17 protein-coding genes are annotated in these 22,585 nt (G+C 31.8%); 8 read left to right on the forward strand and 9 right to left on the reverse strand.

Translation table 11 applies throughout. The annotated features are described in order from the left end of the window. Window positions 1–15: 15 nt before the first annotated feature. The 4 genes from Q0772_RS01625 (at window position 16) to rlmB (ending at window position 4,395) form a co-directional block, all read left to right on the forward strand. Window positions 16–864 carry a hypothetical protein gene (locus tag Q0772_RS01625; RefSeq protein WP_298339365.1) on the forward strand — a complete coding sequence of 283 codons (849 nt, stop codon included), beginning with the start codon at window positions 16–18 and terminating at the stop codon, window positions 862–864. Window positions 865–886: 22 nt separating this feature from the next. Further along, window positions 887–1,774: a hypothetical protein gene (locus tag Q0772_RS01630; RefSeq protein ID WP_298339368.1), complete on the forward strand. Its 888-nt coding sequence runs from the start codon at window positions 887–889 to the stop codon at window positions 1,772–1,774. Window positions 1,775–1,942: 168 nt separating this feature from the next. Beyond that, window positions 1,943–3,601, forward strand: a complete 1,659-nt coding sequence (locus tag Q0772_RS01635) for an aryl-sulfate sulfotransferase (RefSeq protein ID WP_298339371.1) — start codon at window positions 1,943–1,945, stop codon at window positions 3,599–3,601. Between the two features lie 59 nt (window positions 3,602–3,660). Further along, entirely contained in the window at window positions 3,661–4,395 is a 735-nt protein-coding gene (gene rlmB, locus Q0772_RS01640) for a 23S rRNA (guanosine(2251)-2'-O)-methyltransferase RlmB (RefSeq protein WP_298339374.1), read from the forward strand. Here rlmB and Q0772_RS01645 read toward each other — a convergent pair. Then, window positions 4,392–5,120, reverse strand: a complete 729-nt coding sequence (locus Q0772_RS01645; RefSeq protein WP_298339377.1) for a rhomboid family intramembrane serine protease — start codon at window positions 5,118–5,120, stop codon at window positions 4,392–4,394. The genes rlmB and Q0772_RS01645 overlap by 4 nt on opposite strands. Before the next feature lie 223 nt (window positions 5,121–5,343). Between Q0772_RS01645 and Q0772_RS01650 the strand changes: the two genes are divergently transcribed. After that, window positions 5,344–6,627: a replication-associated recombination protein A gene (locus Q0772_RS01650; RefSeq protein WP_298339380.1), complete on the forward strand. Its 1,284-nt coding sequence runs from the start codon at window positions 5,344–5,346 to the stop codon at window positions 6,625–6,627. Window positions 6,628–6,805: 178 nt separating this feature from the next. Here the strand turns inward: Q0772_RS01650 and Q0772_RS01655 are convergent, their stop codons facing one another. Genes Q0772_RS01655 through radC form a run of 4 tightly spaced genes read right to left on the reverse strand, consistent with a single transcriptional unit; the run spans window position 6,806 to window position 10,408 of the window. Beyond that, window positions 6,806–7,669, reverse strand: a complete 864-nt coding sequence (locus tag Q0772_RS01655) for a hypothetical protein (RefSeq protein WP_298339384.1) — start codon at window positions 7,667–7,669, stop codon at window positions 6,806–6,808. Window positions 7,670–7,729: 60 nt separating this feature from the next. After that, window positions 7,730–8,419 carry a YjjG family noncanonical pyrimidine nucleotidase gene (locus tag Q0772_RS01660; protein WP_298339387.1) on the reverse strand — a complete coding sequence of 230 codons (690 nt, stop codon included), beginning with the start codon at window positions 8,417–8,419 and terminating at the stop codon, window positions 7,730–7,732. Continuing rightward, window positions 8,409–9,710, reverse strand: coding sequence for a polysaccharide deacetylase family protein (locus Q0772_RS01665; RefSeq protein WP_298339389.1), 1,302 nt, complete (start codon window positions 9,708–9,710; stop codon window positions 8,409–8,411). Before Q0772_RS01665 ends, Q0772_RS01660 begins: the two co-directional genes overlap by 11 nt. Then, window positions 9,710–10,408 (reverse strand): DNA repair protein RadC, encoded by a 699-nt coding sequence (radC, locus tag Q0772_RS01670; protein WP_298339391.1) that lies wholly within the window; start codon window positions 10,406–10,408, stop codon window positions 9,710–9,712. The genes Q0772_RS01665 and radC overlap by 1 nt, the downstream gene beginning before the upstream one ends. Window positions 10,409–10,494: 86 nt before the next feature. Here radC and Q0772_RS01675 point away from each other — a divergent pair, with 86 nt between their 5' ends. Both Q0772_RS01675 and Q0772_RS01680 read left to right on the forward strand, forming a co-directional pair. Continuing rightward, a complete protein-coding gene (locus Q0772_RS01675; RefSeq protein WP_298339394.1) occupies window positions 10,495–11,094 on the forward strand; it encodes an FMN-binding negative transcriptional regulator in 600 nt (199 codons plus the stop codon). Between the two features lie 345 nt (window positions 11,095–11,439). Beyond that, window positions 11,440–11,976: a hypothetical protein gene (locus Q0772_RS01680; RefSeq protein WP_298339397.1), complete on the forward strand. Its 537-nt coding sequence runs from the start codon at window positions 11,440–11,442 to the stop codon at window positions 11,974–11,976. Between the two features lie 2 nt (window positions 11,977–11,978). Here the strand turns inward: Q0772_RS01680 and Q0772_RS01685 are convergent, their stop codons facing one another. Next, window positions 11,979–13,334 carry a Mur ligase family protein gene (locus Q0772_RS01685; protein WP_298339400.1) on the reverse strand — a complete coding sequence of 452 codons (1,356 nt, stop codon included), beginning with the start codon at window positions 13,332–13,334 and terminating at the stop codon, window positions 11,979–11,981. Window positions 13,335–13,537: 203 nt separating this feature from the next. Beyond that, window positions 13,538–14,485 (reverse strand): tetratricopeptide repeat protein, encoded by a 948-nt coding sequence (locus Q0772_RS01690; protein WP_298339405.1) that lies wholly within the window; start codon window positions 14,483–14,485, stop codon window positions 13,538–13,540. Between the two features lie 212 nt (window positions 14,486–14,697). Between Q0772_RS01690 and Q0772_RS01695 the strand changes: the two genes are divergently transcribed. Next, window positions 14,698–20,793: an MG2 domain-containing protein gene (locus tag Q0772_RS01695; RefSeq protein ID WP_298340593.1), complete on the forward strand. Its 6,096-nt coding sequence runs from the start codon at window positions 14,698–14,700 to the stop codon at window positions 20,791–20,793. Here the strand turns inward: Q0772_RS01695 and Q0772_RS01700 are convergent. Further along, window positions 20,790–21,521, reverse strand: a complete 732-nt coding sequence (locus tag Q0772_RS01700) for a LytTR family DNA-binding domain-containing protein (RefSeq protein ID WP_298339408.1) — start codon at window positions 21,519–21,521, stop codon at window positions 20,790–20,792. The two genes, Q0772_RS01695 and Q0772_RS01700, sit on opposite strands and share 4 nt — an antisense overlap. Next, the gene (locus tag Q0772_RS01705; protein WP_298339411.1) at window positions 21,518–22,576 is read right to left on the reverse strand and encodes a histidine kinase; all 1,059 of its coding nucleotides are present in this window, start codon (window positions 22,574–22,576) and stop codon (window positions 21,518–21,520) included. The genes Q0772_RS01700 and Q0772_RS01705 overlap by 4 nt, the downstream gene beginning before the upstream one ends. Window positions 22,577–22,585 lie beyond the last annotated feature (9 nt).

Raw genomic sequence — 22,585 nt, forward strand, 5'->3', positions numbered from 1 at the left:
TTTAAAATAAAAAAAATGAAAAAAATAATAAAAAATCCAGTTATATTGTTATCTATGGTGATGTTAACAATTACATCTTGTCTTTTAGATGATGATAGTTTAACAAAAACTTTTGATGATGGTCCAAATTTTACTAGTTTTTCAACTTTAAACCAAACAGTAAGTGCAGTAGCTGATGGTGAAGAAAAAACAGCAAATGTAACTGTAGAGCTTCAAGGTCCAAATCTTGTAGGCTATACTGAAGATGTGGCAGTATCAATATCGGTTGACGCTGATAATACAACAGCCATTGAAAATGTTCATTATAGAATTAATTCTAGCACTGTAATGTTGTTAGCGAGTCAAAACTACATAGCTACATTACCAATAACTATTATAACAGATGGTATAGAACCTCCGTTGGATGTAGCTCCAATATTGACTTTAACATTAACTGATCCTTCAGGTAATAATGTCATAGCTAGTAGTAAGCAAACTACTTTATCATTGATTTATCAATGTTTTGCTGACTTGTCAGGAACTTATACTGTAACTAATGACTGGTGTCCAGGAAGTTTACGTCAAAATACTACTACAATTACGAAAAACGCAGATGGTTCTTGGAGATTTGGAACTGCCGATGGATATTGGTTAGATTCTTGTACAGGTAATGCAGGCCTATTTAATGGAGGTAATGTCGTTGAGCTTTGTGGGGAAATTCTACCAACAGGTGATTTAGACTATGGAACTGGTGGTGGATTTGGTATTGGTGATATTTTAGGAGGCACTTGGGATGCCGAAAATGGTATTATTACAATGCAGCATAGAGAGACGTTCTTTAATGGTGGGCCAAGGGAATGGACAACAACTTATACCAGACAATAATTTTAATTAAATAATTGAAAAAATGAAAAAAATAAAATATATAATTTTCTTAATTGCTATTGTCGGAACAGTTATTAGTTGTGACGATACTGATGTATCTTCTGTGATTAGTGAAGATGCTAAACCAGTCGTTTCGGCTACCATATCATCATCATCATTGAGTGAATCTGATTCACCAACTGTGAACATTATGATTACCATGGATAAGCCAATTAAAACTACTACAACTTTTATTGCAAACCAAGTAGGTGGAAATGCTTCTGAAGCTGACTTTGTTGTTGGCTCTGCTGTTGTTCCTGCTTTTCAAACATCAACCATTTTAGAAGTTGCAATTAATGATGACATATTACCTGAGGGAACTGAAACTTTGGAATTACAAATAACACCTGCTGGTGTACCAGATATTTATGAGGTTTTAGAAACTCCTGTTGTTAGTCTCAGTATAACAAATTCAACCTCAGATGACTTTGTTTTCAATATGGACTGGGATGCTTTGTATTTAGATGCTGATGGTGGTGAACATCATCTATGTGATTATGATTTTGATATAGAAATTTATAATGCAGATTTTTCTGGTCCTATAGCTGCTAGTTACAGTGATTGTCCTGAGGAAATAAGATTATCTCCTGGAGATTTACCAGACGGAAACTATTGGTTAGCTCCTACTTTCTGGACTAACACTACTGCTGTTCCTCCAGCAGATCCAATTGATGTGCCTGTAATCTTAACATTTGCAAAACCTGGTTTATCTTTGGATACTGTTGATTTAACTGGACTATGGAATACCGAAGTTGGTGGAGTTGTTCAAGGCAATCCTGATTCAACTTTATTCAAGTATATATTAACAATATCTGGATCAACTTATACTGTAACCGATTCGGATACAGGCACTGTTGTTTTTCAAGGTTAAAAATTACTTACAAAAAAGGTATGATTTAAATAAAAAAACCACTTCTAAAGAAGTGGTTTTTTTATTTCTTTTAAATTAAAAGAAATAAAAAATTAAACTTCAATTCTTAATCTCATATGGTTTCCTTTAAAGCCTTATATGACTAATCTAATAGTAAAATTATATCATATGAAATACTTTAGCCTACTGCTTTTTTTTAGTTTGTACCTAAACTCACAAAATACCGTAGGTGTAATTACTAATGAAAGTGGTGTTTTTAATGGATATACTTTGTTTACACCCAATACATCAAAAAAAACTTATTTAATTAATAATTGTGGTGAAATTGTACATCAATGGAATAGTACTAGTAATCCTGGTAATTCTGTTTATTTACTAGAATCTGGTAACTTATTGAGGGCAGGCAAAGTGAGTAATCCAGATATTTCATTTGGTGGTGTTGGTGGCAAAGTTGAAATTTTAGACTGGAATAGTAATGTTATTTGGGAATACATTTATTCTACACCTCAAGTTTCTCAACATCACGATATATTTCCACTACCTAATGGTAACGTTTTAATGCTTGCTGTATCAACATTAAATGAAGCTGAAGCTATTCAAGCTGGTAGAAACCCTTCTTTAATTAATCAGGGAAAATTGTTTAATGAACAAATCCTAGAACTTAAACCTAATTTGACCAGCGGAAGTACAGAAATAGTTTGGGAATGGCACATAAAAGATCATTTAGTTCAAGACTTTGATAGTACTAAAAGTAATTTTGGAGTTATAGCTGATAATGAGCAGCTTTTAGACATTAACTATTTAAATAACAACCCAAATGGAGGTAGTGCTAATTGGTTACACTTCAATTCCATTCAATATAATTCTAATCTGGACCAAATTATAATTAGCTCCAGACTAATGAACGAAATATATATTATAGATCATTCTACTACAACAAATGAAGCATCTTCAAATTCTGGAGGAACTTATGGTAAAGGGGGAGATTTTCTTTATCGTTGGGGAAATCCTGAAGCTTATGATCATGGAGATATTGATGACACAAAACTATTCGGTCAGCATTTCGCACATTGGATACCTGATGGGTTCTCTGATGCTGGTAAGGTTATCATTTTCAATAATGGTGGTGCCAGAAATATAGACATGAATAATCTACCAATAAATTATTCTTCCATAGATATTATAGATCCTCCTCAATCTTCAAATGGGGTTTATATATATGATGAGAATAATATTAATGGTTATGGACCAATTGATAGTGAGTGGAATTACGTAAATCCAGTAGACCCTAAAAACTTCTATTCACCTATATTATCAGGCGCTCAAAGATTATCTAATGGAAACACTTTAATATGTTCTGGTTCTTTAGGTTATTTTTTTGAAATCGATTCAAACAACGATATAGTATGGGAATATATCAATCCTGATTCTAGCAACGGAATTATAGCTCAAGGAGATATACCATCAGCAAACCCTGTTTTTAGAGCAACAAAATTACCTTTTGATTATCCAGCTTTTACAGGTAAAGATCTAACTCCTCGTAAAACAATAGAATCAGGTACTAGTTCTCAACCATGTTCTCTTTTAACTAATAATTCCTTAACATTTAATAAATCCCATATATTTCCCAACCCTACTTCTAACATATTAAATATCCAAATAAATAAAAAAATAAAAAAATTAGAAGTATATAGTACATTAGGTGAAATCCTTATAAAAAATTACAATGAAAACAGAATCAATTTAAGTCAATTACCTAATGGGTTATATATTATTAAAATATTTACTGACAATAGTTCTTTCAGTCAAAAAATCTTAAAACACTAAATTAAAAGGTATTAAAAACTACTCTTTAAAAAAGAGTAGTTTTTAATACCTTTACCCCAATGGAAAACCAAACTCAGATATTCGGAATACGAGCTATTATAGAAGCTATAAATGCTGGGGAAACTATTGATAAAGTATTTCTACAGAAAGGAGAACGAGGCGAGCTATTCAGTGAGCTAGAATCGCTTTTAAACAAAAAGTCTATAAATAGATCATACGTACCAGTTGAAAAACTTAATAGACTCACTAAAAAGAATCATCAAGGTGCTGTAGCTCAAATTTCACCCATAGAATTTCATGACATTGAAAACCTTGTTATGAATGTAATGGAGTCTGGTAAAACACCTCTTTTTCTTTTACTAGACCAACTAAGTGATGTTAGAAATTTTGGTGCTATTATTAGAACTGCTGAATGTACTGGTGTTGATGGAATAATCATCCAGAAAAAAGGTGGTGCACCAGTTAATGGAGACACCATAAAAACAAGTGCTGGTGCTGTTTTTAAAATTCCTATTTGTAAAGTAGACCATATTAAAGATGCTGTGTTTTATATGCAAGCTTCTGGTATAAAAGTTATTGCTGCTACTGAAAAAACAAATGATACCTTATACGATGTTTCGTTTATAGAACCTTGCGCCATCATTATGGGATCAGAAGGCAGAGGTATTAACCCCTCTACTTTAAAAGTTGTTGATGCTAAAGCCAAACTCCCTTTATTTGGCGAGATAGAATCTTTAAATGTATCTGTAGCCTGTGGTGCTTTTTTATATGAAGTTATAAGACAACGTCGTTAATCCAATTTGTTATCCTTAAAAGTATAGTTAACAGTAGGTAGCTTCTCCTCCATTTCTGGCTCTAGGGTTTCTATAAAATTTCCATCTTCATCAAAATGCTTAAGGAACGGATCATCATCTTCATTAAAATGTTCTTCTTCCCAAACATATTTTTTGGGTTTTGCTATTTCTTTTCTAAAAAATAGTGCAAATAATAACCCAGTAATTAAACCTGCTAAATGTCCTTCCCAAGAAACACCCTTTTCTATGGGTAACGTATACCAAATCATACTTCCATAAAGAAATATTACCATTAAAGATAAAGCTATAAGCCTGTAATGCTTTGCAATGACACCTTTAAAAAACGTAAAGCTTACCAATACATATATAAGCCCACTTGCTCCTATGTGGTATGATGGTCTGCCAATACACCAAGTTAAGAGACCAGACAATAGAATACCAAATAAAATAACTCTCCATGCTATGTGCCTGTAAAAATAAAATAATGCTGTTGAAAGCACGAATAATGGTACTGTATTATGGTATATATGCTTAATATCTCCATGTAGAAACGGACTTAGCAAAACACCTCGCAATCCTTTTAATGTTTGTGGGTAAACACCATATTTACTAAAGTTGTAACCAAAACGTACCTCAAACCAAAACACTAACCAAATAGTTAATACAAAAAATATAGGGTATGCAATTACACCTGTGGAAAATTTAAAATGTTCTTTTTTACTCATTGAAATAAAGGTAGCAAATAGTTATCCAACTTCATATTATGTGCTAAATTGGCAGATAAACCCAGCGAGAGAGATTTTCGTGAATAGTTCACAACCAAGCATTAAATATGAAAAGTTACTACAAAATATTCATGTTTACGAATTTAAAAATAAAAGCACGACTCCCAATTTTTCTTAGGGAGACACTCCCAAAAAATTAATAAATTACTGTAATTTTACAATTATGAATGCAAATGTGCCACTAGCAGAACGATTACGCCCTAAAACCTTGACAGACTACGTTAGCCAAACGCACTTGGTAGGCGAAGGCGGTACATTAACTCAACACATAAAACAAGGCTTAATACCTTCTATGATTTTTTGGGGCCCTCCAGGAACAGGAAAAACCACACTTGCAAATATAATTGCTACAGAATCTGGCAGACCTTTTTACACTTTAAGTGCCATAAATTCTGGAGTTAAAGACATTAGGGAAGTCATTGACAAGGCAAAACAAAGTGGCGGCTTGTTTACCACTAAAAACCCAATTTTATTTATTGATGAAATTCATAGATTTAGTAAGTCTCAACAAGACTCCTTACTTCAGGCTGTTGAAAAAGGGTGGATAACACTTATTGGTGCCACTACCGAAAATCCAAGTTTTGAAGTAATTTCAGCACTTTTATCACGTTGTCAAGTTTATATTTTAAATGCTTTTGACAAAACCGATTTGGAAACCCTTTTAAACCGTGCTATTCAATCGGATGAGCATATTTCAAAAAAAAGTATAACCTTAAAAGAGACCAATGCACTCCTCAGGTTATCTGGAGGGGATGCAAGAAAATTGCTTAATATTTTTGAACTTTTAGTGAATTCTTACGATACCGAAGAGATAGTAATTAGTGATGAGGAAGTGCTAGAACGGATTCAAAATAATACGGTTCGATACGATAAAACAGGTGAGCAACATTATGATATTATTTCAGCATTTATTAAGTCTATAAGAGGTAGCGATCCTAATGGAGCTGTATATTGGTTGGCTCGCATGATTGAAGGTGGCGAAGACGTAAAATTTATTGCGCGTCGTTTACTAATTTCAGCAAGTGAGGACATAGGAAACGCCAACCCAACTGCACTAGTAATTGCAAACAACACCTTTCAAGCAGTATCTACTATTGGTTATCCTGAATCTCGTATTATTTTAAGCCAGTGCGCCACATATTTAGCATGCTCGCCCAAAAGTAATGCTGCGTATATGGCTATTGGCAAAGCGCAACAACTAGTTAAGCAAACTGGAGATTTAAGTGTGCCTTTAGCTATTAGAAATGCACCTACAAAACTCATGAAAGAATTAGGCTATGGTGATAATTACAAGTACGCACATAATTACAACAATAACTTTACAGAACAAGAATTTTTACCAGACGAGATTAAAAACGAAACCTTGTATGAACCTGGAAATAATGCCCGTGAAAATGTACAACGCGAGTTTTTAAAACAACGTTGGAAAGATAAATACAAGTATTAGTTTTTTGGCGTTACCCAAGAGGTCGGGCTTTCCACTATATCTTTTTAAAATACTATTCTAAAGTTACAATAACCTCAACAATTTGTAAAAAACGGGTTCAAATAAAAACACAGTTTATAAACTTTAAAAAGGATGCCGTTACAATCCCTAACGCAGTTCTCGTTTCAATTTAAAAGCCTTAAAATTTTATATTAAGTGTATCTTGCATCAAAGTACTTCCAGTGTAATACTCAATAACCCACACATCGCCTTTTTTATAAACCAAAGCACTACTACCCTCAACTAAAAAAGCATCTTTTAAATTAGTGTTCTTTATTCTATACACTACTTTTGGTGAGCTGTCCACTAACTGAAACCCATTTTCAATAGCTTGAGCATACAAAACATCAGATACAGCTTTTTCAATATCTTTGGCTTCAACAACTTGCTTAGGCTCTTGTTTTGCCATTTTAGGCAAACCTACTTTAGGTCTATCTGTAGTAACAGGTTCTGCCTTTTTCTCCTGTTTTAAATTAGCAATCTCTTGCTTTAATTCTTGAATTTCTTTTGAAACTTCAGTTTTAGCAGCTGTAGATGTATTAGTAATAACAGAGGTTATTCTATCACTAGGCTCATATTTATAGTTTAGAGCTTCTATAAATTTAAAAGCATCACGCAAAGCAAAATTATAAGCTGTTTTAAATTCTTTCTCTCTAGACTCTCCCATCTTTGAAGTAAAAACCACCTTATCATCACAGTCTTTTAATTCTATTTTTAGCTTTGTTTTAAACATCCCAGAATCCTTTAAAACATCAGATTTCAAGGCTAAACACCTATTAGCTGTTAAATCTTCTGGGTAATCTGAACCTTCCATAAGAGCCTCAAAACCATACTTTTCAAATAAAAATTCTGCTAAAGCATTTAATTGATATTGATTTTTTTCCTTTAAAAAATCAAATTTATTAGGCACAATAACATATTTATAATTATTGATGCTTTTCTGAGAAAATACAGATGTAATTAAAAAACAGGTAAGAACAATGGAAAAAATATTTGCTTTCATATTCAATTAATTTATTCTATTTGTAAATATACACTTTGCTAACTTAGATTAATAATAAAATTAAAGGTACTGTTTTATATGTATCAAGTTATCAATTTGTATAACGTCTCGATTTATTGATGTTTGGTTTACATCAAAATGTATAACATCCATACCAATATTTATAGCTCCTATAATATCTGCTTCATAGCTATCCCCTATCATAACACTTGTATTTGCTCTAGTATTTGCAAGATTTAAAGCATAATTAAATATAATAGGATTTGGTTTTTTCACACCAGCATTTTCAGAATTAGTAACAGTTTCAAAATAATGAACAATATTAGAATTAGTCATTTTCTTATGCTGCACTTCATTAAATCCATTGGTTATAATATGTAATCTATAGTTTTCACTTAAATAATCTAATATTTCAAAAGTGTTTTCAAACAAATTATTAAATGAACTTAAATGCGTGATATAATCATCAGCTAATTTGTAAACTAAATCATCTTTAACCTTAACATTAATCGCTTTAAAAGTTTCATTTAGTCTAGCATAACGCAAATCTTCCTTGGCTATTTTATCTTCCCTATACAACCTCCAATATTTTAAATTTATTGGCACATAATGCTCTAAAAAATTATCAACATTAGCTGCTACACTATTAGCTTCAAAAATCTTTCTGAATGTTAATGCAGAGTTTTTTTCAAAATCCCATAGCGTATGGTCTAAATCAAAAAATATATCTGTGATTCCTTTAAACTTCATTTGGCGATTCTAAAATTAAATTAAATAAGTCTTTGTAGCCCTCCCACCTCTTGGCATCACCAAATGTATAATTATGAAATACTGGAACAAATTCACCATCAACCTGTTTCACCGCATCAATTATCCCATTTAAGACCTTCTTCTTATCCAGCAAAGATCTTTGCTTTAGTAAGGCATAATCCATCAAATGATAAGGTACAATCTTTAATGGTGTTTGCACTTCATAATCCAAATCGTAAAATAAAAAAGGAGTACAAGAACCTGCTCTAAAACCAATGTGGTTAACATATCCCATGGTATAATCTTCTTTAATCTCTAATGCAATTAAATTTCTGTAAGTCTCAGGTAAATTTAGCTTAGAAAAAGACTGTCTAGATGCTATTAAATTCGTATTTAAAATTTCTTCCATACGTTGCTTTTCTTTTTTTAGAAGAACATCATCTTCAAGAGCGAAATACGATATTTTAAGTCCTATTCTACAATAATCGCCAACATGTTTTATAAGCGACACAAATTTCTTTTTGTTTGGATTAATACCTTTATCATAGGTTGAGTAATCTCCTATCAAGAAAAAGAATAGAAACTTAAACTCTGAAGTTTTTTGTCTATTTATTAAATATTTAAACGTGTCATATGGGTCGTGTCTAAATCCAAGTAGCACCATAAATCTGGTATACAAACTTTTAAGTCTTAATCTCACAAAGTCTTTAAGAGACCCTCCCATGGTTCGCATAATGCCTTTTAGCTTATAGTTATATGCGCTGGGTACATCTATTAAAGGTTTAATTTTATAAGTTCTCTCTGGAAACTTAAACTCTGGAAATTGTTTTTGTAAGGCTTCTCTAAACTTATACGCCCAAATATCAACTACCGGTTGATGTAAAAAACCTGCTTTAAACGCTAAACTTTCAGTAGCTGTAAAACGTCCATACTCGTCTTTAACGTGTGGCAAATACTCTTCATATCTTGATAGTAAATAGAAGGATGCTGAAAAGATATCAAAAGGCATAGAGCTTTTCTCTCCAAGATAGAAAAAGCATTTTGTGTTTTCCCAATCTTGGATATGGATATCAATATCATTTAAACCTTGCTCAAATAAAATCTCATGGCTTTTTATAAAAAACTCATTACCTAATTGTTGCTTGGTATAAGACATTTTTAAATCACCATGTGCTATAAACACTTCTATTTTAGTAGTAAAATCAACCTTTACACCTAGAATTCTGGTGCAAATATGCTTAAAAATATAGTTTAGTCTTGGTGATATTTTATGTGTATAAACTAAAAGCATTATAAGAGGGTTTCATCAGCAAAACTAAAGTATGCTTTTTCGGTTATAATAAGATGATCTAATACTTTTATATCCAAACTTTGCGCAGCGATTTTTAATTTCTGCGTTATCTGTTTATCAGCTTCACTTGGCTTTAAGGTTCCAGATGGATGATTATGGGCAAGAATTAATCCTGTAGCACCAACCTCTAGAGCATTTTTGAGTACTAACCGCACATCTACTAAAGTACCAGTAATACCACCTTTATTCAACTGATTTTTTTGAATCACTTTATTGGAGTTATTTAAATAAATAATCCAAAACTCTTCATGCTGTAGCTCGCCAATAATAGGCTGCATCAATTCAAAAACCGATTTACTGGACGTTATTTTTTTCTTATCTAAAGCTTCTTCTCCTCTACGGCGGCGTCCTAATTCTAAGGCAGCTACTATGGTTATGGCTTTCGCTTCTCCAATACCTTTAAATTCCATGAGTTGCTTTATAGAACGCTTTCCTAAATCGCTTAAATTATTATCAGTGCTTGCCAAAATACGTTTGCTTAAAGCTACGGCACTTTCATCACGATTACCAGAACCAATTAGTATTGCTACCAGTTCAGCATCGCTTAAAACGGCTTTACCTTTATAAAGTAATTTTTCACGGGGTTGATCGTCTTGACTCCAGTTCTTTATTGAAAATGACGATGGTTTTTCTTGCATTGGTTAAAGATAAATATTGTAAATTTCAGAAGCAATAGAATTAATAACTAAAATAGACTCACGCTTTCGCGGAAAGAACCAATAATTTGAAATACCCTCCAAAACACCATCAAGACAACGATATTAATCACATGATTGAAGTGATTAAAACCTATCCCTTGGCTACATTAATTTCTGTAAAAAATAACACACCCCTGATAACTCACTTGCCTTTAATTTATAATGAAACTGGTAAGCTTATTGGGCATATTGATATTTACAACCCGCAAGCAGAACTTATGAAAGATGATAATGATATCACCATCATTTTTTCTGGTCCGCAATGTTATATTTCTCCAAGCATTTATGCTTCAAGACAGCTACCAACTTGGAATTATATTAAGGTGCACTTAAAAGGAAAAGTAAAAGCTATTGAAAGTAAAGAAGCTTTAAAACAATCGTTAATTACCATGACAGAGTTTTTGGAAGCTCCAGACCATAAGTATGTGTTAGAACCCGATAATCGTGCAATGAATGGTTATTTGGAATATATAAACATGTTTGAAATTACTATAGATAGTTGGGAAGGTAAATTTAAACTCTCTCAGGATAAAAACCTTAAAGATACTGAGTTTGCAAGAGCAGAATTGATTCGTGCTAATCAGGCTAGTGTTGAGGCATTTTTAGAAAAGTGTTTTAAAATTTAGATATGTAAGAATAATATGTTATATTTATGTTTAAATTCTTATAATATATTAATCATATTTACAATTGATTGAATACATAAAAAGACCGAAAAACATTATCTATTTTATATTTCTATTTAGTGGGTTTATAGGTGGAGTATATACATATGGGTTTTCTTCAACCTTTTTAGCTTTTCGGGATTATCATATTATTCACTTCTATCACAAGTTTATTAATACGCCTTATTAAAAATATTAAGCAAAACTGAATAAAATTGAAAACTTTAGATTTAGGATTGACTATTACTAATTAGGTTATTATTGAGGCTTTTTTGGAGAAGTGTTTTATGATTTAAAAATACATTAATGAAAATATTTTTTGCTTATTTACTAGTTGCAATATTTATTTCAAGTTGTTCTAAAAACGATTTTAGTGACACAAAAAGAGTATTAGAAACAGATAAAAAGTATTATTTAATTAACGATGATTTCGAAATAACAGTTTTAATATATCCTAAAAAAGAAGATAAAACAATACGCTTTTTTAAGGATTATAGTAATCTAAATATTTGTTTTTCAATTAAACAAGGGGAGAATGTCTTTCATCAAGAATTAAAAAAACGATTCATAGAAGGTCCAAGTTTATTTGGAAATAGCAATGATAACATTAATGAGTATTCAATTACAAATACGCATCCATTTGAAAAAAAATTTAAAGGACAAATTTCTGAACTGAATGGAAAAATTATTTTTGTTATTCCTAAATTAAATTTGATTGATAGTTTAGACAAAACTTTAATTAACAAAAATTCGATAATTAGAATTAACGCTTATTGTGAAACTATTTACAGTGCATATCAAGAATATTTTATTCCAAAAGACATCAAAATTAAAATTAAATAATACTACCCAATCAACCCCTTAACCTCATCAAAATCCAAACCGCCATAATTCCCAGAACTCATTAATAAGAGTGCTTTATCATCAAAATTTTGTGAGAAGAGAAAGTCTTTAAAATCATCTGGATTGGTATAAATAATTAAATCATCGCGCTGAAACGCATTAGCGATTTGCTCATGTGTAATTTCTTCTAGTTTTTTAATTTCTACAGCATGTGGCGAATAAAATACCACAGCAACATCAGCAGTATCTAATGCACCTTTATATTCTTTTAAAAATTCTGCATTTAAACTGCTGTAAGTATGTAATTCTAAACAGGCTACTAAAGTTCTATTTTCGTACTGCTCTTTAACAGCGTTTGTAGTAGCCTCTACTTTACTTGGCGAGTGTGCAAAATCTTTATATGCTACACTGTTTTTACTTTCAGCTATTTTTTCTAGACGTTTGCTAGCGCCTTTAAAGGTAGAGATGGCTTCGTAGAAATCGTCTTCATCAATGCCCATATGTTGGCAGATCCATTTGGCACCTGCTAAATTGTTTAAGTTGTGTTTACCGAAAACCTCGATTGGTAATTCGCCTTCTGGAGTTTCTAAAAGCGTTTGCCCATTTTCAACACTGTATTCTGGTGTTTTGTAGGCTATTTTTCTAATGGTATTTTCGCTAGCTTCTACTACACGTTTTACTTCTGGGTCTTCTTCGTTGTAATTGATGCTTCCGCCTTTTACAATTGAATCTACGAAAATACTAAACTGCTCTACATAATTTTCGTAGGTTGGAAAAACGTTAATATGATCCCATGCTATACCACTCAATAGCGCAATGTTGGGTTTATATAAATGAAATTTTGGTCGTCTATCAATTGGAGAACTTAAATACTCGTCGCCTTCCAAAACAATAAAATCGTTGGTTTCGGTGAGTTTTACCATCACATCAAAACCTTCTAATTGTGCGCCAACCATATAATCTACTTCTCTATCATGATAATGCATCACGTGGAGAATCATGGATGTTATAGTTGTTTTCCCGTGGCTTCCACCAATAACTACTCGTGTTTTATGTTTGGACTGTTCGTACAAAAACTCTGGATAGCTATATATTTTAAGCCCTAGCTCTTGAGCTTTTAAAAGCTCTGGATTATCTGCTTTGGCGTGCATACCTAGAACAATAGCATCTAAATTAGATGTTATTTTTTCTGGATACCAGCCAAATGCATCTGGCAGTAAACCTTTAGCTTCTAATCTAGATTTTGAGGGTTCAAAAATAGTATCGTCGCTCCCAGTAACTTGATACCCTTTATTGTGTAATGCTAACGCTAAATTGTGCATTGCGGCTCCACCGATGGCTATAAAATGTACGTTCATATTTAATTTTTGACTGTATTGAGCAATTCAACTAATACTACAGCGCATATTGTATTGCGAAGTAAATATATGAATTGAAGTTGGAAGGATAAAGACGGAATACGGAAGTTTTTTTGCGTTAGGGATTGGAATGGAAATCCTTTTTTGAGGCACGAGAAAAAGATTGTATTGAAAAGCCCGACCCTTGTGGTAACGCCCATATGTTAAAGATTTAAAATTTCTTCCTTTTGCTTTTTAAAAGGTCTAATTTTAGGGAGTTCTGCAATGGCTAAATCTATATATTTTAAGGCTTGAACTTTGTTGTTTTTGTGTGTATGAATTTGCGCCAAACGGTAATGCGCCCAAGCTTTGGGGACACCATCTTTGGGTGAGTGATTTTTAAGATAGACTTGTAAACATGCTTCACCTTTTTCTAGTTGTGTGTTATACTCTGCTGCCACCTTACCTATTTGATAATGCAATGCATTACGTTTGTGTTTTTTTTGAGCTTGCTCTATTGTTAAAATAGCTTTCTCGGGTTGTTTCTTATTTTCGTAAAAGTTGGTAAGTTTACTAAAGCAGGTTAATGAACCTCCAATTTCTATAGCCATCTTATAATGTTTTTCTGCTAATTCTGGCTCATCGTCATACTCATAAATATAACCCTTTGCTAAGTGGCCGTCTACCTTAGACAGATTTGCTAATTCGTTGGCATATTTTAAAGATTTAGATTTACTACCACCAAAAATTCCAGGTAATTGCATATACAATTCTACCAAGGCCCAACGTGTATCTATATGGTTTTTATCTAACTCTGCAGCTTTAGTAAATGCATTTTTAATATCGCCAATTAAACCGAGTGCTTTTAGTTTGTTTTGTAGTGCTTTCATACCTAAAACACCTCCGTATTTGTAATGATAATTGGCTACATTTGGTTTAGCATCAAGTAGTTTTTTGTATTCTGTGACTGCTAAATCCCACTTTTTTTGATACCCATAAGCATCACCTAAAAGCTCAATGGCTTTTAAATGATTTGGATGTTTATTAAGAAAATCTTCAATTTGAGTTTCTGCTTTCTCAAATTGTCTTTTTTTAAGAAGCTTCTCAACCTCATCAAGACTCGCTTGCGAGAAACATAGGATAGGAACAAAAATTAGGAGCCACTTTTTCATTATAACAATTAAATGGAAAACACAAAAATAAGCTTTCTGCAAGTACTTTGTTTTTCGATTAAGATAATCTTAAGATTTTATGCTTTGATACTATTTGTAAAGTTATTTTTACCATGAAAATGCTTAACTTCACTCATCCAACGCCACCATTTGCGAATTTATTGTTTTTTGGAACGGCTTTTGAACTTAGATTTATAGATAAAATGAAACCTATGAAACGTTCTCTATTCTTATATATGATTATATTATTTTCAACCTTTTCTGCAGCACAAAATCTGAATTATCAAGATTTATGGACAAAAGTTGAGACATTTGAGATTGATGGATTGCCTAAATCTGCACTTAAACTTGTAAATACTATTGAGAAACAAGCTTTAAAAGATGGTAACCATCCGCAACTCATAAAAACCATGCTTTTTAAAAGTAAGTATGCTTTGGTTTTAGAAGAAGATGCGCAACTGAGCATTATAAATGATTTTAAAACTAAAATTGAAGCTAGCCCGTTTCCTGTTAAAAACATTCTAGAAAACATATTGGCTAATTTGTATTGGCAATATTTTAATCAACATAGATGGCAATTTTATAACCGAACTAAAACATCTGAAAAAGTAGACACTGAAGACTTTAGAACTTGGGATTTACAAACGCTTTTTGATGAAATTCATGTACACTATCAAAAATCTTTAGAAAATGGTTTGATGTTACAGCAGGAACCTTTAAAGACCTATAATGTTTTATTGAATGAACAGAAAGGGTCTAAAATTTATCGTCCCTCGTTGTTTGATTTTTTAAGCCATAATGCGTTAGTATTTTATAAGACGAACGAAACACAAATTACCAAACCTGCTTATAAGTTTGAGATTGATAATGTTGATTTTTTAGCTGATGCTGAAACGTTTTCGGTTTTAAAAATTGAATCTAAGGATAACACATCATTACAATTAAATGCTTTAAAGATTTACAAAGATTTGATTCGTTTTCATTTAAAAGATGAATCGCCTTTTGCTTTAGCTGATGTTAATATTGAACGTTTAAAATTTGTTAATCAATATGCTACGTTTTCTAACAAACAGAATATTCTTTTAACAGCTTTAACTGCTGAAAGCAAAAAGAATAAAGCACATGAAGTTTCTGGTTTATATGATTTTGAAATAGCTTCTATTTACAATCAAAAGAGTCAATCTTATCAACCAAAAACTAATGAAGAACAGCGATGGAAAGCTAAAGAAGCTATAGACATCTGCAATCAAGTTATTTCTAAATTTCCAAAAAGTAAAGCTGCTGAAAAGTGCACCATATTAAAGTCTCAAATTGAACAATTAACGCTACAAATAATTACTGAACAGTTTTTACCAGTACAAAAAGATGCTCGATTATTAGTTAGACATAAAAATTTAGATAATTTAAAACTCAATGTTTATAAAATTTCTAGAAATCAACATGAAAAATTCATAAAGACATACAGAAAAGATGAACAACTAAAGTTTATTAAAAATTTAGACACTTATGAAACTTGGAATTCCAGTATAAAAAACGAAAAAGACTACCAAATACATAGTACTGAAGTTCTATTACCAAAACTTAACAATGGCAGGTATTTGGTAGTGGCTTTTGTAGAAAATGAACAAGACACTTTTGCTTTTTCTCACCTACAAGTTACTAATATGGCTTTGGTTGAAACTGATGATCCCAAACATAAAATTTTCCAAATTATAGATAGAAATAATGGTAACCCTATTACTAGTGCAAAAATTGAAGTCTCTTATAATTCTAGAAATGTAAAAAAGAGATTTTCTAAAAGTTATACCACTAATCAGTTAGGTGAAATAAAAATTGAAAAAGACAAGAATTGGTATAACGACATAAACCTTAAAGTAGAACACAATAATGAAATAGCATACTTTGGCGACTTCTACATCAATCAAAAACGCAATCAACCTGAAGAAAGTGTTAGTTATAAATCCTTTTTATTTACTGACAGAAGTATTTACAGACCAGGACAAACTGTTTATTTCAAAGCGATTGCCATGAAAACTCAAGATGCAAAATCAGAAGTTTTAGCAAACGAAAATGTATATGCTGTTTTATATAATGTGAATGGTGAAGAAATAAAAGAATTAAATTTTAAAACTAATGATTTTGGTTCTATTGCAGGAGATTTTATTTTACCAAATAATGGGTTAAATGGCCAATATCATATTGAATTTGATACTGAATCTGGTTTTAATATGGAGAGCAACACCTATTTCTCGGTTGAAGAATACAAACATCCAAAGTTTGAAACCAAATTCAAACCTGTAACAGAAACCTTTAAAATTAATGACTCTGTAACTGTAAAAGGAAACGCATTAGCTTATGCAGGTAGCAATATTACAGACGCCAAAGTAGTTTATCGTGTAAAAAGAAACGTGCAATATCCGCGTTGGTATTTTTGGTATAGGCCTTGGGTAAATAGTGAACCTCAAGAAATCTCTCATGGTGACACTACAACCAATAATAAAGGCGAATTTGAAATTACATTTAAAGCTATTCCTGACCAAAGTGTAGACAAAAGCAGCTTACCTATTTTTAATTACGAAGTTACAGCAGATGTTACCGATTTAAATGGTGAAACCAGAAGCGCTACAACTATTGTAAATGTGGGTTATCATGCATTAACAGCTAATATGAGTATTGATAGTGCTTTGGATAAAACCAAAAAAAATCATAGTATTTCTATTGACACCAAAAATCTTAATGGCGAATTTGTTGCAGCAAAAGGAACCGTGAAAATATACAAACTTAAAGCACCAAATGCTGTTTTAAGGCCACGACCATGGGCAGCTCCAGATTATAAAGGTTTTTATGAAGAAGATTTCAAAAAGCTATTTCCGCATGAAGCTTATGATAACGAACAGCATTCTGAAAATTGGGAAAAGGGTAAACTCGTTTTTGTTTCCTCTTTTAACACAGGAAATGAAACAAAACTTAATCTTGGCAAGATTAAAAAATGGCAACCCGGTGCATATGTTATTATTCTAGAAAGTAAAGATAAATTTGGGCAGTTAGTAAAAGATGAAATTAAGACGACGCTTTTTAGTGATGATGATAAAACGCCTGCGGATAGACAACTGTTTACAATTTCGAATGATAAATCATCTTATAACATTGGAGATACTGCAAATATTGCTTTGGGTTCTGCGGCTAATAATGTATCGGTTACGGTTACTATTGAAAAAGATAAAAACATCATCAAAACAGAGATTATCAAGCTAAATGCTAATAAAAAAACAATCTCTATTCCTGTTAATAAAAATGATTTAGGTGGTTTTGTGGTACATTATAGTTTTGCTGCTTTTAACAGTTTTAAATCTGGTTCACTAGCTATTTCAGTGCCATATCCTAAAACCAACTTAGAAATTGAAACGCTTACGTTTAGAGATAAATTACAACCAGGAACTGACGAAACTTGGCAATTTAAAATTAAAGGCCCTTATGGCGACAAAGTAAGTGCAGAATTGTTAGCAAGTATGTATGATGCTTCTTTAGATCAGTTTAAACCACACGCTTGGAATTTTAACCCTATCAATAATCCTGTTTATTATTCTAGAAGCAACAGAAACGCTAATCGTAGTTTTGGAACACAAAGTTTTAGAGTGTATAATAATAAGTCGCGAATAAGTTACCCTCAACAATATTATGACCAAATGAATTGGTTTGGTTTTAGTTTTGGAAATAATTATAATTTAAAAATTAGAGGTAATGCTAGTGTTTCAAAAGCGCTTAGCGGTCGAGTTGCTGGTGTTCAAGTTGTAGCTAATGAACTGGAAGTTGAAGAATCTATTGCTTTTATCAAATCTGAAAATGATTTAAATTTAGATGAAGTCGTTGTAACGGGTTCGGCTCTTGAGACAGATGTGGATTCTAAAAATAACGAAGAAACAAATTACGACAACATCCAAATCCGTAGAAACCTTCAAGAAACAGCCTTTTTCTTTCCGCGGTTAAAAACAGATGAAGCAGGAAATATAAGTTTCAGTTTTACAACACCAGAAACTTTAACGCAATGGAAGTTGCAATTATTAGCACACACTAAAACTATGGAGAGTGCTACTAAAACATTAACCACAGCCACTCAAAAAGAGTTGATGGTGATTCCAAATGCACCACGTTTTTTACGTGAAGGTGATGACATTACAATAAGTACCAAAATTGCTAATCTTACAGAAAAAATACTTTCAGGTGAAGCCAAATTAATTTTAACGGATGCCATTACAGGGAAAGATATAACCTCAAACTTGCTCAGTCCTTCCCCTTTTGGGAAGTTAGATGGGGCTTCGTCCTTTACTGTTGATGCTAAAGGTAACACCCAAGTATCTTGGAACTTAAGTATTCCTGAAGATGTTCAAGCAGTACAATACAAAATTGTTGCTAAATCTGAAGATTTTAGCGATGGGGAGCAAAATGCATTACCAGTACTTTCTAACAGAACGTTGGTTACCGAAACATTACCAATGTGGGTAAGAAGTAACCAAAGCAAAACATTCTCTTTAGATAAATTAAAAACTAACACGTCTTCAACTTTAAAGCATCATAAGTTGACTTTGGAGATGACCTCTAACCCAGCGTGGTATGCAGTTCAAGCGCTTCCGTACTTAATGGAGTATCCGTATGATTGTAATGAGCAAACATTTTCGAGATATTATGCTAATGCGTTAGCAAGTCATATAGCAAATTCTAATCCTAGAATTCAAGAGGTATTCAACCAATGGAGAAATACAGATGCACTACTTTCAAATCTAGAAAAAAATGAAGATCTTAAATCTATTTTAATTCAAGAAACACCTTGGTTACGTGATGCGCAAAGTGAAACTGAGCAGAAAAAACGTATTGCTTTATTATTCGATTTGAATAAAATGAATAACGAATTACAATCTGCTTTAAATAAACTGAAAGCAAACCAAATGTCTTCTGGTGCTTGGGCTTGGTTTAAAGGTGGTAGAGCAAACCGGTACATTACACAGCATATTATTACAGGTTTTGGACACCTAAAACAATTAAATGTCATTTCGACAGAACGAGGAACGAGTGACGAGAAATCTCATCAACAAATGCTTCAAAAAGCCATTAATTATCTTGATACCGAATTTGTAAAAGAATATAACGATATTAAAAAATACAATGCAAAAGTAGATTTAGACAAAGACCACTTAAGTTATACGCAATTGCATTATTTATATATGCGAAGCTTCTTTCCAGACATCAAAAAATCAAAAGAAGTTGAAAATATATCCGAGTATTACCAAACGCAAATTCAAAAGTATTGGTTATCCCGTTCTTTGTACTCAAAAGGGTTAATGGCTTTAGTCTCTCATAGAAATAAAGATTCTAAAACCACTTCGAAGATTTTAAAATCTTTAAAAGAAACAAGTATTACTTCTGAAGAGTTAGGTATGTATTGGAAAGCAAATACTAATTCGTGGTATTGGTATCAAGCGCCTATTGAAACGCAAGCTTTATTAATTGAAACTTTTGGTGAGATTGAAAACGATACCGAAACTATTGATAATCTAAAAATATGGTTGCTTAAAAACAAGCAAAACAATCGATGGAAAACAACCAAAGCAACTACAGATGCGGTTTATGCTTTATTGCTTCAAGGCAGCGATTGGCTATCTGTTACTGAAATGGTTGAAGTGGTTATTGGCGGACAACAAATAGAACCTTCAAAATTGGAAGCTGTTAAAGTTGAAGCTGGAACTGGGTATTACAAAACATCTTGGAGTACTTCTGAAATTAAACCAGAAATGGCAGATGTAACCTTATCTAAAAAAGGAAATGGTGTTGCTTGGGGTGGTTTATATTGGCAATATTTTGAAGATCTAGACAAAATAACTTCTGCTGAAACACCACTTAAATTAAAGAAAAAGTTATTCTTAAAAACCAATACGAATACTGGTGAAGAAATCTCAGAAATTACTTCTGAAACCGATTTAAATGTTGGTGATTTAGTTAGAATTAGGATAGAATTACGATGTGACAGAAATATGGAATTTGTTCACATGAAAGATATGCGTGCTTCTGGATTAGAACCTGTAAATGTATTAAGCCAATACAAATGGCAAGATGGATTGGGTTATTATGAGAGTACTAAAGATGCCTCAACAAATTTCTTTTTTGATTATTTACCAAAAGGTGTTTATGTATTTGAATATGATTTGAGAGTTAATAATGCTGGAAATATGAGTAATGGCATTTCTACGATTCAAAGTATGTATGCGCCAGAATTTATTAGCCATAGTGAAGGTGCTAGAATTCAAGTAAACTAAAAGCTTAACTGCTCTTTAAAAATATAGGACTGTCTTCTGGAGATTTCAATTTCTTCTCCAGAGTTCATTTCTATTTTAAGTTTTCCATTAAACCAAGACACTACTTTTTTTACATGATTTATATTTATAATCTGTTGCCTGTTAGCTCTAAAAAACACATCTTCAGGTAATTTTTCTTCAATTTGAGCAAGCGACTTATAAATTAATGCCTTATTGTGTTCAAAGAATACACGCGTATAATTTCCAACAATTTCAAACATAGAAATATCTTTAATTTTTACAAGCCAACACTTTTCTCCTTCTTTAATAAAAATCTGCTTATCTAAACTTAAAGCATGTTCATTTTTTATTTCAGGTGATAAATTATTAGTTTCCTTTTCAATTACTTTTTTAATACTTTGAGAAAACCGTTTTTGATTGATCGGTTTCATTAAATAATCAAAAGCATTGTACTCAAAAGATTTAATCGCATACTCATCAAAAGCTGTTGTAAATATTACAATTGGCACCTCATCTAGCATTTCTAAGAGCTCAAAACCATCTTTCTCGGGCATGTTTATATCTAAAAATAGTACATCTGGTTTTGTTTCTATAATTAACGCATAACCATCATCTACATTTGCAGCCTCGCCCAATAACTGGATCTCTTTGTGTTCTTTAATAAGCTCTTTTAGCTCATTTCGAGCTAAACGCGAATCTTCAACTATAACGGCCTTTAGCTGTATCATTTTAATGGTATTTTAATAGTTGCAATTACCTTATTATCTAATTCTCTTAAATTAAAGGTAGAGTTTTCTCCATACAATAGTTCAAGACGTTTTTTAATATTTTGTAAACCTAACTGCGTTCCATTTTTATTTTGATTTAAGCCTCCTGTATTAGAAACTTCTATTTGTAATTGGTAATCTTCAATGGTTGTACTTAATTTAACTTTACCCCCTTTTTTTAAATTAGAAATCCCATGTTTAATAGCATTCTCCACCAGCATTTGGATAATCATAGGCGGAATTTTAATATTCAATGATGCCTTATCAATATCTGTTTCAAATGTAAGTCTATCTTCAAATTGGATTTTAGAAATGGCAACATAGTTTTCAATCATTTCTAATTCATCCTCTAAAGCTATAGAATTTGAATCACTTTTAGTTAATGAGTATCGTAATGTTTCAGATAAACTAGTAAGCATTACCCGAGCTTTATTAACATCCTCTAATATTAAACCACGAATATTATTTAAACTGTTAAACATAAAATGTGGATTAATTTGACCTTTTAGAGTATTAAGCTGAGATTCTCTCAAATTGCTCTCTAGTAGTACTTGCTTTAACTGAACTGATTTTAATTGATGATAGATTTTAATTGTTAAAAAAACAAAAAACCAAACAAAAAATAGAGTCATAAAATAAAATACATTATACATCTTACCTTTAAATGTAATTGTACTGTAAGCACCTTTAATTTGAAGAGAGGCGACATCTAAAATTGGCCAAATTATTAGGGTATATAAGATTTGAACTAAAACAAAAACAACAATAAGCTTCCAAATATTTTGTTTTAAATTAGAAATATGAAGCTTATAATCAATGAATAATGAGATAATGTAACTACATAAAAAAGCAAAAATTCCACATAAAATACTTTCTGCCCAGAAATACAATTTTAGTTTATATGCCAAATCCTCAGATCTTATAAATATTTTGGGTATGGCTAGTGTAGTTGTAAATAACAAAACCCAACCAATGAAACCGAATATGATGTAGTATTTGTTTAATGATAATTTCATATGTTTTCT

This window comes from uncultured Algibacter sp., from assembly GCF_947490405.1.
Classification (GTDB): Bacteria; Bacteroidota; Bacteroidia; order Flavobacteriales; family Flavobacteriaceae; genus Algibacter_B.

Excerpts from the sequence above, each read along its gene's own strand:
- Q0772_RS01625 (WP_298339365.1), top strand. The coding sequence starts at position 16 with ATGAAAAAAATAATAAAAAATCCAGTTATATTGTTATCTATGGTGATG.
- Q0772_RS01630 (WP_298339368.1), top strand. The coding sequence starts at position 887 with ATGAAAAAAATAAAATATATAATTTTCTTAATTGCTATTGTCGGAACA.
- Q0772_RS01635 (WP_298339371.1), top strand. The coding sequence starts at position 1,943 with ATGAAATACTTTAGCCTACTGCTTTTTTTTAGTTTGTACCTAAACTCA.
- rlmB (WP_298339374.1), top strand. The coding sequence starts at position 3,661 with ATGGAAAACCAAACTCAGATATTCGGAATACGAGCTATTATAGAAGCT.
- Q0772_RS01645 (WP_298339377.1), bottom strand. The coding sequence starts at position 5,120 with ATGAGTAAAAAAGAACATTTTAAATTTTCCACAGGTGTAATTGCATAC.
- Q0772_RS01650 (WP_298339380.1), top strand. The coding sequence starts at position 5,344 with ATGAATGCAAATGTGCCACTAGCAGAACGATTACGCCCTAAAACCTTG.
- Q0772_RS01655 (WP_298339384.1), bottom strand. The coding sequence starts at position 7,669 with ATGAAAGCAAATATTTTTTCCATTGTTCTTACCTGTTTTTTAATTACA.
- Q0772_RS01660 (WP_298339387.1), bottom strand. The coding sequence starts at position 8,419 with ATGAAGTTTAAAGGAATCACAGATATATTTTTTGATTTAGACCATACG.
- Q0772_RS01665 (WP_298339389.1), bottom strand. The coding sequence starts at position 9,710 with ATGCTTTTAGTTTATACACATAAAATATCACCAAGACTAAACTATATT.
- radC (WP_298339391.1), bottom strand. The coding sequence starts at position 10,408 with ATGCAAGAAAAACCATCGTCATTTTCAATAAAGAACTGGAGTCAAGAC.
- Q0772_RS01680 (WP_298339397.1), top strand. The coding sequence starts at position 11,440 with ATGAAAATATTTTTTGCTTATTTACTAGTTGCAATATTTATTTCAAGT.
- Q0772_RS01685 (WP_298339400.1), bottom strand. The coding sequence starts at position 13,334 with ATGAACGTACATTTTATAGCCATCGGTGGAGCCGCAATGCACAATTTA.
- Q0772_RS01690 (WP_298339405.1), bottom strand. The coding sequence starts at position 14,485 with ATGAAAAAGTGGCTCCTAATTTTTGTTCCTATCCTATGTTTCTCGCAA.
- Q0772_RS01695 (WP_298340593.1), top strand. The coding sequence starts at position 14,698 with ATGAAACGTTCTCTATTCTTATATATGATTATATTATTTTCAACCTTT.
- Q0772_RS01700 (WP_298339408.1), bottom strand. The coding sequence starts at position 21,521 with ATGATACAGCTAAAGGCCGTTATAGTTGAAGATTCGCGTTTAGCTCGA.
- Q0772_RS01705 (WP_298339411.1), bottom strand. The coding sequence starts at position 22,576 with ATGAAATTATCATTAAACAAATACTACATCATATTCGGTTTCATTGGT.